This window comes from Asticcacaulis sp. P4_H10, assembly GCF_056400965.1.
The window spans coordinates 143,258-157,497 of the sequence record NZ_JBFUKH010000001.1 but is presented as its reverse complement, the minus strand read 5'-3'; the positions used below and the strand labels follow the sequence as shown (position 1 = coordinate 157,497).

The following is a 14,240-nucleotide window of genomic DNA, read 5'->3' as shown; positions in this document are numbered from 1 at the left end:
GAATTTCATTCGTGAAAAGGCGCCATGCCCATTAACCTTAACCGAACGAGAGACAATCGGTGATGAGCGTGTCTATCCTTGAGCCGCATGACAGTTATGCGGTGTTCAAACCTACGCATCTGGCGTGGTATGGCGCGCCCCTGCGTGACGTGCCTCCCAGGCCGCTGCCCGGCCGGCCACCGCAGGCCGAACCTCTGCCACGTACTAGCCATCCGACCTGATCTAGCTGGCATCGCAAAGCGCCACCGCGGTCACAATGTCCTCCACAGCCTCGCCTTCGGTGATATTGTGCGCGCAGACGGCCGCCAGGGCGTTGTCCGAAAGGGCCTCAGCAACCGGTGTCGCATCCGGAACCAGTTCGCGACGCAACTGCGCACGCGCTTCCTCCAGAGCCAGATCACCTTCCCTCAGCCGGCGCACAATGTCTGCGGCCCGCTGGTCGATACCGGTGTGCGCCATGACACCCTCCGATGATTTTATGAAAAAGACTGGCCGCTGCTGGCGCTTCTCGCCGTAGCCGCCGGCGAGGTCATCCCTCCGGACACAGACGGCATTATTCCCAGCTCGATCATAAAAGGACGATGCGGTTAACAGGCCGCCGCTGGAAAGGCGTGGATAAAAGTGAAAACGGTTCGCGTTTACCTTGTGCCTTAGCGGGGTATTAATTGCGTTGTGGGATAACACGGTCTTACAGCGATACACTCTAAGGTTTTCAGCCCGGACACATGGAACCCTACCGCTTCAAAGTCTTTGTAGATCACGAGCGGCGCGTACTGACGGTACGCGTGATCGGCCTTATGCCCAGTGCTGAATTTGTCGATCGCCTGTTCGAAGCTTATAGCCGCGTCGACAAGCCCTGGACCTATAACCGGATCATGGATTTTCGCCGTTTCGACGGGCAGATTTCCGAAGACTATATCGAAGAGATGGGCCGCCGCTGGCATGCCATGGTGCCTGTGGGCACGCCCCGCTCCAAGCTGGCCGTCGTCAGTTGCAATCCGCTCGACAAGGTGCGCACCCCGTCGGTATCGCCGTCGGTCCCCAGCCGCGCCATCTGCCACTTTTCCGACTTCCATAGCGCTGTCCGCTGGATTTCCTCACAGGACCAGGCGGCGCCCAGGGAAGAGGCCAATGCCTGGTCGGTGACCGGCACGATCGCCGATCTGCATCTGTCCGATGACGTAGCCTACGTTACTTAAGGCGTTACCCAACGCAGCGTATCACGTCTGCCGGTTTCATCCTCACCTACCCACCAAAAAAAAGCCGCGCTAAACAGCGCGGCTAAAGTTTACAGGGAGGAAACGCCCAGGAAGGGCAATCAGCGCAAAAGCGCCGAACACCCTCACTATATGGTGCGCCGCAGCAAATATCAAAGGCTTTCAACTCGTTTCGCTTTCAACTTCCGTTACAATGAAAGAACGGTGCGTGAGCGAAATCGTGCGAAGCGTCGGCGGCGCTAGATCGGCATGATTTTAAGTGGAAGCGTCATGCCGATCTAAATTTTTGTTTTGTCGAGATATTTAAGGCGAAAACCGCTGACACTTTTCGCATGTCGCTCGAGAGTCAAGGGTTATATTTCACCAGGAAATCGGTGACCGCCTGGGCGGCTTGAAGCCGGCAGGCTTCAGTCGTCAGGCTGTGGTCGCAGTCCGTCATCTGCAGGTACTGGATGCGCCCCTTGCCCGCGTCGCGCATGAGGCGGCTTTGCTGCGGCGGTACGTCCTTGTCGGCTTCCGGATGCACCACCAGGGTCGGCACTGCCCGTTCCGCCTTCGTCACCGGCGACATGGCCGCCAGGTCGCTCGCGCCGAGCTGGCGCTTCAGCCGGTCGCTGGAATTGTCTGCCGCCTTGAAAGCCCGTGGCCAGGCGATGTCGGGCTCAAGACCACCGAAGTCATCCGGATTTATGCGCGGCTGGTTCTGCATGAACCAATCGCGATAGGCTGACACATCCGCGATGCCGCCGATCGACACGGCGCAGCGATAGACGCCGTCGCCTGCCACAGCCCCCGCCAGCGCGGCATATCCCCCATAGCCGGCGCCAACGATACAAGCACGCTTGGCGTCGCCTATGCCCTCGTCGGCGAGGTAGCGAACGCCATCGGCCATATCATCGAGCATCTTGCCGGTCCACTGCCCGTCGCCGGCAGCCGTAAAGGCCGGACCGGCATTATTCGAGCCGCGATAATTGGGCTGAAGCACGGCAAAACCGCGTGAGGCAATCGACTGGGCCAGCCAGTTGAATTCCAGCTTGTCGTGACCGTAGGGCCCATCATGCGGCAAGACAACGACCGGCAGGTTCTCGGACTGCAGCCTGGACGGCAGGGTGAGCACGGCCTGGATGTCGAGCCCGTCGCGGCTCTTGTAGCTGACCACCGACTGACGCGCGATCCATTCGGCCGGCACGGCAGCGTGGTCATTGCCGAGATCGACAAAACTGCCGTCGATCAGGTTGAGATAGTAGTAGTTGCCGGCCTCGACATCACCATGCGTCGAGATGATGAGCTTACGCGGGTCGGCGGCCATGGCCACGACGCGAACGGCCTGGCCGGGCGCGGCGTCACGCGCGGCGGCGTGGACCTTGGCCAGTCCGGCATCAAAGAGGGTATAGGCGGGGCTTTCCTGCTGGCTTACGAAGCCCGCCAACCGCCGGGTCTGCGGATGGAAGATCGGCCGGTCGGTCGTGGCATCGCCCGGGTTGAGCGCCTCGGACAGTTTGCCGTCCAGCGACAGTTCATAATAGCGATAGATGCCGGCTGCATCGCGGTCGATGATCAAGATTGATCGGCCATCGCGGCCCAGACCCGCCATTTGCGGCGCGAAGGCATCAAGATTGTGCGCGACCTTACGCGACAGTACGGGCTTCCATTTCGTCTTGTTCTTCCTGTCCTGGCCATCCCTGGCCTGAATGGAGAACGTCTGGGTATCATACTGATAGACGGTGCGCGCCAGGACGGCGCCGTCAGGACCGATCAGCCAGTCGTCGGGAAAGCGAAACTCGCGGTCGAGGTCGCCGCCACCGTCGTCGATCATCTTGCCGGCGCCAGTAACGGGATCCACCTGCCACAGATAGGCGCGCTGGGTCGGCTGGTCCTTCATCGACTGGCCGCGCAGTTCCAGGAAGCCTCCCAACAGTTGCGACTTGCCGTTCGCGGTCACCGTCTCGGGAATATTCAGCGCCGCATGATGATATTCGCTCAAGCCGAAGCCAATCTGGGTGGCCGTCTCGGCCTTGAGATCGACGACGACAATCGCGCTGGTCGCGATCACGCCGTAGTTCACGCAGCTAGGCGACTTGAGCCGGCTAAGCGCTGAGAAGGCCAGGGCCGCTTCGACCGCGGCCACGCCCGACCCCGGCCCCGCATTTGGGGTCTTGAGATCAACATTGGGGCGCTGGACCATCGAGTTAAAACCGTTCTGCGCCTGCTGGTTGGTGCCGTTGGCGCAGGTACTGCGCAACCCGGTGTGGGTGTGCGCGATCATCAGGTGGTCGTTGTCGACAAAACGGATCGACGACAACGGCTCTTCCTGAAGCTTGATCGCACGTCTGGCGCCGGTGGCGACGTCGTACAGCGCCAACAGGTGGCTGCCGTCGACATGGGTGGTGAAGGCGACCTGGCTGCCGTCGGCCGACAGGGCGACGCGTTCCATCCGCGCCTGTTTAACGAACATGTCGAGCGCCGGCAGCGGCGCATCCGGCGCCGGCCTGACGCGCTTGGCGCCCTTGATGACGACCGGCCCGTCGTTCTGGGCGTACCCCATGACGGGCACCACCATTAAGGCAAGCGCTACTGTCAACAGACTGCAGATGAGTCTCATGGTCTTCCCCCAACTTATGCGTTTTGTTTTAATCAATGAAACATAGCCGCGAAGGCTTGGCAATCCGCCGCAACATCAATCCTAACATATGAGATTGCGCCATCTTCTGCGCGAATACCTGGCGCCATTTGCATGAGCTCGCGTCCGGACGCGACACCTTCGTTGGCCACCCTACACGCAGGGCAACCCTTTTCAGCAAAAACTCAGACCGGCCTCATGCCGCTCATGACGTGTCGCTTTAAGCCTGCCTCGCACGACCGGAGGCAAGGATGGCGGATACACACAACAGGGCTTTCAAGGTCAGGCTTCAGGCGGCGACACTCGAAAAGGTCATCGATTTACGCCAGGCCCACGGCCTGCCCGCGGGAGATGTCGTTGGCCTGTGGGCGCAATTTCTCGCACTGGCCGAAACGATCGAGCGCGATGATGCCCGCAAGGCCGGAACGCGCCCATAAGCTGCAGGACAGCGATCATCGCCCATTCATGGTAAAATGCCGGTAAAATCGTCCTCCGGCGCGACACACCTCATTAGGGCACCTCCGCAAATTCCTTATTGCATAATAATGTTGCTACATAAACTATGTAATTTTGAGATATATTGTAGTGATGTTTCTACACTGTAGCCAATTTGACACGAAAAATTTCACAATAAAAATAATGGCTTAGATTCCCCTCCCTGTGAGAAATCGACGCTTGCGACCTCTCGAATTCACCGCTAGCCATGACGCATTGGCGCCGGGATAACACCGGTCGGGGAAACACATATCATGACAAAAACGAAGAGCGCCCTGCGCATCTGCGGCCTGATGACGGCTGCCTTGCTGACAACCACAACGGCGTGGGCAGAGGATGCCGCGGGGAAGCCAGAACCGGATGAAGGCGAGGTCGTGGTAACGGCGCGCAAGCGGACCGAAGCGCTGCAGGACGTGCCGCTGTCGATCAGCGCCGTGACCAATGCCGAGCTCGATCGCCGTAATGTCCAGGACGTCAATACGCTCTACGGCCAGGTGCCGGGTCTCTTCACCGCCCCGGGCTCTGTCAGCGCCACCACCGATCTCGGCTACCTGACCATGCGCGGCGTCGGTTTCAATGCCGGCCTTGAACCAGCGGTCGGCGTCTTTATTGATGGCATGTACCAGCCGCAGATCGGTTTCGATGTCGCCATGCTCGACCTGCAACGCGTCGAAGTGCTGCGCGGCCCGCAGGGCACACTGTTCGGCCGCAATACTCAGGGCGGCGCCATCAATATGGTCACGCGCAAGCCGGGCCAGGAGGTACATGGTCGTCTGGCCGCCGATGTCGCCAGCTTCGGCACCTTCCGGGCGCAGGCGGCGATTGACGGTCCCATAGCCGGCAATCTCTATGGCGGCATCAGCGCCGGCTACGCCAGGTCCGACGGCTTCATCCATAACGACATCCTCGACCAGAACCAGGATGAATACGAACAGAGCGCTGTGCGCGGCACGCTGCGCTGGGTTCCACGCGAAGGCACGGACATCGTGCTGATGGCCGACGCCAGCCAGCGCGACTATAACGAAGTGGTCCGCGGCGTGCGCCTCAATGGCGACCACGCCCTAAGCCTGATCGACCAGGACGCCCCCGATTCCAAGAGCAATCACGGCGCGCAGCTGAACATCACCCACGACTTCGGCGGCAACCTGACCTTCACCTCCATTACAGGCTACCGCTATTCGGACTCCGATAACGTCCTCGACATGGAAAGCCGCCCCTCGACCGGTGGCACGGCCGTCCTGCCGGCCTATCCTGTCCTGGCGCCCAATCCGGTCACGGTGCACGGCGCCACCCTGTCCGCCCAGGTCGACCAGACCTTCGTCAGCCAGGAGTTCCGCCTGGCAGGCGAAGGCGCCAATTACAACTGGGTCGGTGGCCTTTACATATTCACGCAGGAACAGAACCAGGCCCGGCAGCGCCAGGCTGGACCGGGCGCCGCTCCGACCGTCCCCGCTGCCTTCTATATCCGTGAAATCTACAAGGATGAACGCAAGGGCGCCGCGCTGTTCGGCCAGGCCAGCTATCGCCCGACGGACAGGCTGGAACTGACCGCAGGTGTGCGTCATTCGAACGAAGAGGTCGACGGCACAGGCAGCAAGGTTTCGGTCTTCGGCGCGCCGGTCAACCGCACCGCGCCTCTGGTGCGCGACGGTCACCCCGACTTCGACAATACGTCGTGGATGGGATCGGCGTCCTACAAACTCAATTCAGACGTCTCTGTCTACGCCACCTATGCCGAAGGCTGGAAGGCCGGTGGCGTCGACCGCTATCCCGGCCGCACCGACAACCTGGTTTATCGTGACGAAAGCTCACGCAACTATGAAATCGGCATCAAGTCGGTACTGCTCAATCGCCGCCTGACGCTCAATGCCGCCGCCTATCATATCGACATCGAAAACCAGCAACTGCCCAATGTCATCCCGGATCCCAAGGGCGGTCCTGTGCCGATCAGCGTGATCGAGGACGCTGCCCGCGCCCACGTCGATGGTTTCGAGGGCGAGATCGTCTTCCGACCCGTTGCCAACCTGACCGTCAACGGCAGCCTGTCGTACTCGAGTGGCGTGCTTGACGACTTTGTCCGCCGCTTCTCGGCAACCGACACTTTCGACATGTCGGGCACATCGTTCGAAAATGTCCCGAAGATCACCGCTTACGGGTCGGTGCTCTACAGCCGCGACATCGGCGGCGGCCGGAACCTGGACCTGTTCGCCGAATACACCCACATTGGCGAGATCATCTTCCAGGACAATACCCGCATGTCCAAGGCGCGCGATCAACTGACGACGCCCGCTTATGACCGCGTTAACCTGAGCGGCACGGTGACGACACAGTCGGGCGTCCGCGTCACCCTCTATATCAACAATCTCTTCGATACGTTCGCCTACAGCTACGCCTCGAGCGATCCGTTCCTGGGCGGCGACGTCTTCGTCATCCCGCTGGCGCCGCGCCAGGTCGGTGTCCGCGTCTCAAAGCGGTTCTGACGCCATGGAAAAGTCGCGCAGGAAGGAAAAAACCTATGCCCCCGGCCCCGTCGTCATGGCGGCGTGGCCGGAAGGCGCTTCGGGCAATGTGCTGAACGGCCAGGGCGAACAGACCTTCCGCAAGGCATCGCCGATGTTCTGGCACCCGCCGACGCAGCATCCGTTTGGCACCTTGCAGCAGATCGCCAGCGATGGCTGCCGGGTGACGCCGGAAGCGGTCGAGGAGTTCCTGAAGGCGCGCGACTATCCGGCCCTGGTGCCGATCAATCCGGAGCGCGCCGAGCGCACGCCCGAGGAATGGACAGCGATGGCGCGGGAATTTGCACTCGCCAACGAGTCGGACCTGTTCGGCGCAACGACGGTCAAGGAACACTATATCGTCGATGGCTATGGCATCGACGTGCCCAATGTCGTGGCGCTCGGCTTCGCGCACAATTACGACAACCTGAAGCAGGTGCCGAGTTCGCCGGAAAACGGCGCAGGCATTGCCGAGGTCGGCCGCCAGTACGCCCGCTGTACGCGCGCCTCCTACAAGCTGGCCAACTGGATCCGGGAACAGGGTTTCTTCGCCTATCCCTATCCCGGCCCGCGCGCCGACGCCCTGCTGCTCATTCCGGCGGCTATCGACGCCGGACTGGGGGAACTGGGCAAGCATGGCTCGCTGATCAACCGGACCTATGGCGCTAACCTGCGCCTGGCCGGGGTGACCACCGACATGCCGCTGGTTTTCAACGACGAGGACGTCTTCGGCTCCGACGACTTCTGCCTCAACTGCCGCGTCTGCGATGATGCCTGCCCGCCAGGCGCCATTACCGACGAAAAGCAATGGGTACGCGGCGTTGAACGCTGGTACGTCGATTTCGACAAGTGCATCCCGTATTTCGCTGAAAATGCCGGCTGCGCCATCTGCCTGGCCGTATGTCCATGGTCCCGACCAGGCGTCGCCGACAATCTGGTGATGAAGATGGCCAAACGACGAGAAGCGCAGCTGGCTGGCCAACGGGACCCGAAATGACCGAGACAGCCAAGGTCCGCTCCGGACTGGTCTTTTGCCTGTGTTTTCTGGCAGGCCTCTGCGAAGGCTACGACATGCTCGTGGCCGGGATCACCGCACCGAAGTTCGCGCCCGTCTTCGGCCTCGATCCGCAAAATCTCGGCATTGTGTTCAGCGCCAGCACATTCGGACTGTTCGTCGGCGCGCTGGCGGGCGGGCGTCTGGCGGACTATGTCGGCCGGCGGCCGGTTCTGATCGTCTCCCTGGTCGCACTCGGCGTTTTCAGCATCGGCACGACGCTGGCCATTGACACCAACAGCCTGTTGCTGATGCGTTTCCTAACGGGACTGGGACTGGGCGGCACCCTGCCCAATATCCTGGCCATGACCAATGAAACCAGCTCGCCGGACCGCGCCGCCATGCGCGTTACCATGTTGGGCTCGGCCATGCCGTTCGGCGGCGCCATTGTCGGCATACTGATGGTCGCCCAGCCGGATATCGACTGGAAGATGGTCTTCCTGATCGGCGGCCTGGCGCCGCTGCTGGTCGCCGGACTGATGATGCTGATGTTGCCGGAATCGCCGGCCTTCCGGAGCCATCAGGCCGCCCCTGCCGATGCGCCCCACTCTAACGCCCCCAAGATCAGCGTCGCCCTTGCGCTGGGCGGCGATCGCCTGTTGCCATCCGCCATGATCTGGATCAGTTCCTTTTTTACCGCCCTGTCGCTGTACATGCTGATCAACTGGCTGCCGTCTCTGCTGGGCGCCAAGGGCTTCATCAAGCCGGAAGCTGGCCAGATCGTCATGTTCATGACCTTTGGCGGCGCAGCCTCGGGCTTCGCCTTTGGTCCCCTGACACGCGCCAGGCGCAAATGGCCACTCTATATCGGCACCTGGCTTGGCATGGTGCTGAGCGTCGCGGGCATCGCACTGACCGACACCAATCTCGTCGCCGGCTGTGCCGCCAGCTTCGGTATCGGTTTCTTCCTGAGCGGCGGTCAGTTCCTGCTCTACGCCCTGTCCACACAGCTGTATCCGGCGCAGGTCCGCGGCACAGGCGTTGGCTTCGCCGTCGGGATCAGCCGGCTGGGGGCGGTCGCCGGACCGCTGCTGGCCGGCGCCCTGCTAACCCTGCATCTGCCGGTCAATACGGTCATCCTCACCGTCGTGCCCCTGCTCTTTATCGGCCTGTCAGCGACGCTGCCGCTCATCTCGACACGCCGGAATGTGAAGACCGACCGGGTAACCGAAGCTTAAACCGGGTCTGTTACATTGGAGACTTACGAGGCAGTCGCCTCCTGTTTCAGAGTTCAGCCACATGGCCACTGCTCCGCAGACCTCCCAGCCGCGCGACACCGTCACGCACTGGCACCCCGCGCCCGCCGCCACCCCGGGAGACGACAATGCCGCCCGCCGCGCCTTCCTGCGCATGGTCAGCCACGAACTGCGCACGCCGCTGAACTCGATTATCGGCTTCTCGGAAATCCTGCATCAGCAGCTTTACGGCCCGCTGGGGTCGCCGAACTACGTCGAATATGCCAGCATCATCCAGGACAGTGGCAAGAAGCTGCTGGCCCTGTTCAACAGCTTTATCGAAATCGTCCGCCTCGAAGGCGGCGGTGACCTCAAGCCGCAGGCGAACCCAGTATTGGCGGCCTTCGAGGATGCGGTGTCCAAGATGCGCAGCGTGGCTTCGGCGCGCGGCATCCATCTCACAATCCGCCTGCTCGATGAAAACCTCGAAGCCTGGTTCGACCCGCGCGGCCTCGCCTCGTGCCTCGACCAGTTGCTGCACAACGCCATGGACTTTACCGTGGCCGGCGACAGCGTCGAACTGGACGCATCGCTCAGGGGCGGCATGGTCGAAGTGTCGGTGTTCAATCGCGGCGATGCACCCGCGCCCGGCGATATCGACCGGCTGATGGCGCCCTTCGAACAGGGCAGCTCAACCGCCGCACGCACGCGTCAGGGCGCCGGCCTCGGCTGGGCCATCGTCCGCCTGAATGCCCAGGCCATGGGCGGGGCGTTCGAAGTGGAAACGCACGAAGGCCAGTCGCTCCGGGCCATTCTCCGCTTGAAGACGGCCTAGGGATACGCATATAGGGGACGCCGCGCGCCAACCCTTTGAGAGTTCAAATCTGCCTTCATGTCTGAATTCCAGACCCGCCTCGACACCCTCCTCGAAGAGTTCGAACTGTTCGACGACTGGGAAGAGCGCTACCGCTATATCATCGACCTCGGCAAGGACATGCCGCCGCTTGAGATTTCCGAAAAATCAGAAGCAACCCGCGTGCTGGGCTGCGCCTCACAGGTCTGGCTGGTCATGGACCCTGCCCCCGAAGGCGTTCTGCGCTTTCGCGGCGAGTCCGATGCCTTTATCGTCAAAGGGCTGATCGCGGTCCTGGTGCGGCTGCTCGACGGCCTTCCCATTACCGAAATTCAGGAATTCTCGATCCGTGATACCTTGCACAGGCTCGGTCTCGACGAAGCCCTGTCGTCGCAGCGGACCAACGGACTGATGTCCATGGTCGAACGGCTGAAACACGCTGCGCGTACCTGATCGTCTCTTTATAAATGGGTCTGGTCTAAAAATCCTTGTTTCGGGTGCGATAAATAAACATGCAGTCAGAAAGCCAGCGCGACACACGAAGCGACGATAATAATCGGCCCTGCATCCGTTAATCCTGTCGCAATCCCGCCATAATCAGCATTGGCGTGCCTTAACGGCAAAGCCATTCCCACGGCTTTTTCCCGGACTGACGCTTTACGGGGCCGTCTTCTATCTTCGTCACTGGCAACCGGCGCCTTAAGCCGGACCACACAGCACGAAAACGGATACCGACATGTCCTACGCCAGCCACGCCGATTTCGGGGAAACGGAATATCACAGCAAGTATGCCGCCGAGACCTGTCGGCCATTTGAACGCCGGCGCACCCCCGGTCTCCTGCTCACCAGCCTGATCGCTGCCGTCGCCTTGAGCGCTGCCAGCGGCGCCATTATCGTCAGTCGGCTAGGCAGCCTGCCGACGGTCGATACGAAGGACGCCGTTGGCCCGATCACTGAATACACCGCCTTGCAGTGGCAGGAAGACGCCGCCCGAAAGAGCGGTGTGGTCCGTGAACGGCTGAGTGTACTGACCACGCCGGTCTACGCCAATCAGCCCGTTTTTACTGTCCGAAACCAGCCCCTGGTTGAAAAGGTCGGTGCTGACATCACCGGAACCGAAGCTCTGGAGTTGACAGCCCATCTCGACGCCTATCCTTCGGCGCAGTCCGCCCAGACCGTAGCCATATCCGAAGCCGTCGCAGCCGATGTCGTTGCCGCCGACGCCATGGCCCGTGCCGACGAACAGTCGGGCCCGGAGCCGCGATATATCCTTGAAGATGAAGGTGTACCTTCAGGCCGTATTATCGAAGACGACGGCAATGTCGTAATCGTCCGCCAGGACGACAGCGTCACCATGTAACCGGGTAAGACGTCAAAACTCATCCAACCATTTTTCTCAATGCATCTTGCTCATGAACAGCACGGGTGGCTCGCACGGCCGCCCGTGCTGTTTCCATAGTGGCGCCTTGACGCCATCCTTAGTCCTGGAGCGCTTATCCGGCACCACCATTTTGCATGGCTTGCGATAGGCTTTCGGCGTCACTCCCGTTGACGCGCCCTTTGAGGAGAAAGCCAATGGCCACGCAATACGAGACCCCTAGCCAGAGCGGCAATAATACCGGCATCATCATCCTGTCGATCCTGATCATCGCCGCCATTGCCGTCGCGGCTGCCATCTACCTGTCGTCCGGCACCAGCACCAATACGTCGAACACGACGGTCGAGCGTTACAGCTCAACGGTCGAAAAGGTCCCGGCCCAGGTTGGCCAGGCCGCCCGCGACGCCGCCGACACGGTCACCACCGATCCGCAGCCTGCGCCCGCCCCGACGCAGGACCAGCCCGTGGTTTCGGAACCGGCTCCGGTCCCGGCCCAGTAAAAACGGCTCATTTCTGAAAAGCCGAGGCGCGGATTTACATCCGCGCCTCGGCTTTTTTTGGCGCTGCATAAGGACCGTTTCGCCTAATGCATTTTTCTTCAATAAACCCCTTGAACCTGCCCCAGGGGCTGGCCCGATATATCAAGGCGTTTGAAGAAAGGCTGACCTGAGTGCGCAAAACCAAACGTTCCTTCACACAGTCGGAAATGGCCCAACACCTCGGCCTCAGCGTCAAGGCGCTGCGTATCTATGAGGAAAAAGGACTGGTCCGGCCTGACCGGACCACCGCCGACTGGCGCGTTTACGGTCCTGAGCAACTGCTGCAACTGCAGCAGGTCATCGCCCTGAAAAGCTTTGGCCTGCCGCTTAGCCGTATTGCCCGGCTGCTCTCGGGCCATACCGCCGACCTGCCGGGCTTTCTGGCCCTGCATGAGGCGATGCTCAGGCGTCAGCGAAAAGACGTGGAACAGGCCATACGGCTTGTAGCTGCTGCGCGTCTGAAGCTTACCGAAGGCGAAAGCCTGTCTTCAAACGATCTCATCGATCTTGCAAGGAAGACAAATATGACCAACTCACCCGAACGCCAGGCCGCTTATGAAGCCATCGTTTCCCGCCACCTTACCCCGGCCGACCAGGATGTACTGGCCGCCAACGGCTATGCCGGCATGGACCAACCCGACCTAAGCTGGGCCGCCCTGATCACCGAGGCAACCGACGTCATGGGCAAATATCCGCCAGAGTCTGCCAAAGCCATGGACCTGGCCAAGCGGTGGATGACCCTGGTTCTGAAAGCCACGGGCGGCGACGGCCAACTCACCAGGAAGGTCAGGTCACTGGCCGAGGACGTGGTTCAGCAGCCGGACCTGCAACAACAGTCCCAATCCTCACTGGCGATAATGGACTATGTCAGCAAGGCCTATGGCGCGGCCATCGCAGCGGGCCTCATGCCGAAACCGGAGTGAAAAGAGACGGCGGCGGGGCAACCTGCCGCCGGATCGTCAGGCGCTCTTGATGCCGGTATGGGTAATGTCGAGCTTGCCGATCAGGGCGTCGTGGCCGAGGATCATGTCAACGGTGATGCCGTCACTGGCCAGGGGCAGGCGCAGCCAGAACAGGCTGAGGCCCCTTGCGCCGCGCCACGCCATCGAATGCAGACCGACATTGGGTTTCTTGTGATCGACGACAAAGGTCAGGTGTTCAGCCCAGTATTGCGCTTCTGACTCTGTGTAGATATTGTTGATCGTCTTGCCGGTGATTTCCTGGCCATAGGCATCGAACAGTTCGGTCCCGGCCAGGCGCTGGCGGAAACACGAGGCTTCGCTGTCGGGATGGGCATCGAGGACGTCGATCAGCGAGATGGTTGAAAGCCGGCGTTTCAGGGCGCCCGGGTCGATGTCAGCCCGTGATGGCAACCGGCCGTGACGGCGCAAACCTTTCCAGTACCGAAAGATCTCCTCATGCGAGCGCAAGGCCGCTAACATTTCGGACGCTAAACCAGACATGAGGAAAGTGTACTACAGCCCTGAGTAAACAAAACAGATGTTTTTGTATTTCCAGCGAATCACCTGATTTTCACCTTCCCTTAACAGGCGATTCCTTGGCAAGCAAAAAAGGGTTAACGACAGCTTGCCACCACAAAAAAGCCACAGAAAAAAGGCCCCCACAGCAAGGTGAGAGCCTTTGTTCTATTTTTGTTTTACTTTGACCGTTCAGGCCCCCAAGCCAGCCCCTAAGCTCAGGCCTTGGCGCGGGTCTTGCGGGTGACCGTGCGGCCGCCCTGGCCCAGGCCCATCTGCTTGGCCAGATCCGAACGCGCCTTGGCGTAGTTCGGGGCGACCATTGGATAATCCTTCGGCAGGTTCCACTTGGCGCGATAGTCTTCCGGGCTCATGCCGTACTTGGTGCGCAGGTGACGCTTCAGCGACTTGAACTTGCGGCCGTCTTCGAGGCAGACGATATAGTCGTTGGAAATGGACTTCTTGACCGAGACAGCCGGTTCTTTCGGCGCTTCGACCTTGGTTTCTTCACCGCTAGAAATCGAATTCAGCGCCTGATAGACGCTTTGGATCAGCGACGGCAGTTCAGCGGCCGGCAGCGAATTGTTGCCAACGAAAGCCGAAACGATGTCTGCTGTCATATCCAGCGCATCAGTCTTGTTTTCCATTATACTTATCCCTTGTAAAACCTGCGCTTTAGCTAATGCAAGCTCGCGAATTATTCAAGCATGAATATTAAAAAAAACGAACACGCCCATATTGGGACATATTTTACTTGAATTATCGATAAACCGGCAGTGCACCAATGCATCTTACAAGAGAATCGAGAACTCTGCTTGTACAGACGCAGGCAAGACTGCGTGACGGTCTTAGTCTAGTGATTCCGGCAAATGAATGGCGCAGGAAAAAGCCGGAATCGCGCTGGAATTTCAGCAACGCAGCCGTGCAACGCTG

General features: G+C 60.5%; 14 protein-coding genes. 10 read left to right on the top strand and 4 right to left on the bottom strand.

Features of this window, described 5'->3' with window-relative positions:
• Positions 1-222: 222 nt before the first annotated feature.
• Entirely contained in the window at positions 223-459 is a 237-nt protein-coding gene (locus AC1DON_RS00650; RefSeq protein WP_476932799.1) for a hypothetical protein, read from the bottom strand.
• Between the two features lie 338 nt (positions 460-797).
• On the opposite strand from AC1DON_RS00650, the gene AC1DON_RS00645 reads away from it, so the two are divergent.
• Positions 798-1,199: a hypothetical protein gene (locus AC1DON_RS00645; RefSeq protein ID WP_476932798.1), complete on the top strand. Its 402-nt coding sequence runs from the start codon at positions 798-800 to the stop codon at positions 1,197-1,199.
• A gap of 364 nt (positions 1,200-1,563) precedes the next feature.
• On the opposite strand, the gene AC1DON_RS00640 is transcribed toward AC1DON_RS00645, so the two are convergent.
• Positions 1,564-3,819: an alpha/beta hydrolase family protein gene (locus tag AC1DON_RS00640; protein WP_476932797.1), complete on the bottom strand. Its 2,256-nt coding sequence runs from the start codon at positions 3,817-3,819 to the stop codon at positions 1,564-1,566.
• 269 nt (positions 3,820-4,088) lie between these two features.
• On the opposite strand from AC1DON_RS00640, the gene AC1DON_RS00635 reads away from it, so the two are divergent.
• From AC1DON_RS00635 to AC1DON_RS00595, 9 genes are all read left to right on the top strand, one after another.
• Positions 4,089-4,274 carry a hypothetical protein gene (locus AC1DON_RS00635; RefSeq protein WP_476932796.1) on the top strand — a complete coding sequence of 62 codons (186 nt, stop codon included), beginning with the start codon at positions 4,089-4,091 and terminating at the stop codon, positions 4,272-4,274.
• A 312-nt stretch (positions 4,275-4,586) separates the two neighbouring features.
• Positions 4,587-6,812: a TonB-dependent receptor gene (locus tag AC1DON_RS00630; protein ID WP_476932795.1), complete on the top strand. Its 2,226-nt coding sequence runs from the start codon at positions 4,587-4,589 to the stop codon at positions 6,810-6,812.
• 4 nt (positions 6,813-6,816) lie between these two features.
• A complete protein-coding gene (locus AC1DON_RS00625; protein WP_476932794.1) occupies positions 6,817-7,827 on the top strand; it encodes a 4Fe-4S dicluster domain-containing protein in 1,011 nt (336 codons plus the stop codon).
• Entirely contained in the window at positions 7,824-9,062 is a 1,239-nt protein-coding gene (locus AC1DON_RS00620) for an MFS transporter (protein ID WP_476932793.1), read from the top strand. Before AC1DON_RS00625 ends, AC1DON_RS00620 begins: the two co-directional genes overlap by 4 nt.
• A gap of 61 nt (positions 9,063-9,123) precedes the next feature.
• Positions 9,124-9,894: a sensor histidine kinase gene (locus AC1DON_RS00615; RefSeq protein ID WP_476932792.1), complete on the top strand. Its 771-nt coding sequence runs from the start codon at positions 9,124-9,126 to the stop codon at positions 9,892-9,894.
• A 57-nt stretch (positions 9,895-9,951) separates the two neighbouring features.
• Positions 9,952-10,365 (top strand): SufE family protein, encoded by a 414-nt coding sequence (locus tag AC1DON_RS00610; protein ID WP_476932791.1) that lies wholly within the window; start codon positions 9,952-9,954, stop codon positions 10,363-10,365.
• A gap of 283 nt (positions 10,366-10,648) precedes the next feature.
• Positions 10,649-11,272, top strand: a complete 624-nt coding sequence (locus AC1DON_RS00605; RefSeq protein ID WP_476932790.1) for a hypothetical protein — start codon at positions 10,649-10,651, stop codon at positions 11,270-11,272.
• 215 nt (positions 11,273-11,487) lie between these two features.
• Complete coding sequence (locus tag AC1DON_RS00600; protein WP_476932789.1) at positions 11,488-11,790, top strand: hypothetical protein; 303 nt, start codon at positions 11,488-11,490, stop codon at positions 11,788-11,790.
• Positions 11,791-11,960: 170 nt separating this feature from the next.
• A complete protein-coding gene (locus tag AC1DON_RS00595) occupies positions 11,961-12,752 on the top strand; it encodes a MerR family transcriptional regulator (protein WP_476932788.1) in 792 nt (263 codons plus the stop codon).
• 36 nt (positions 12,753-12,788) lie between these two features.
• On the opposite strand, the gene mopJ is transcribed toward AC1DON_RS00595, so the two are convergent.
• Positions 12,789-13,292: a motility/cell cycle regulatory protein MopJ gene (gene mopJ / locus AC1DON_RS00590; RefSeq protein ID WP_476932787.1), complete on the bottom strand. Its 504-nt coding sequence runs from the start codon at positions 13,290-13,292 to the stop codon at positions 12,789-12,791.
• A gap of 233 nt (positions 13,293-13,525) precedes the next feature.
• Positions 13,526-13,954, bottom strand: coding sequence for a Ros/MucR family transcriptional regulator (locus tag AC1DON_RS00585; protein WP_476932786.1), 429 nt, complete (start codon positions 13,952-13,954; stop codon positions 13,526-13,528).
• Positions 13,955-14,240: the final 286 nt, after the last annotated feature.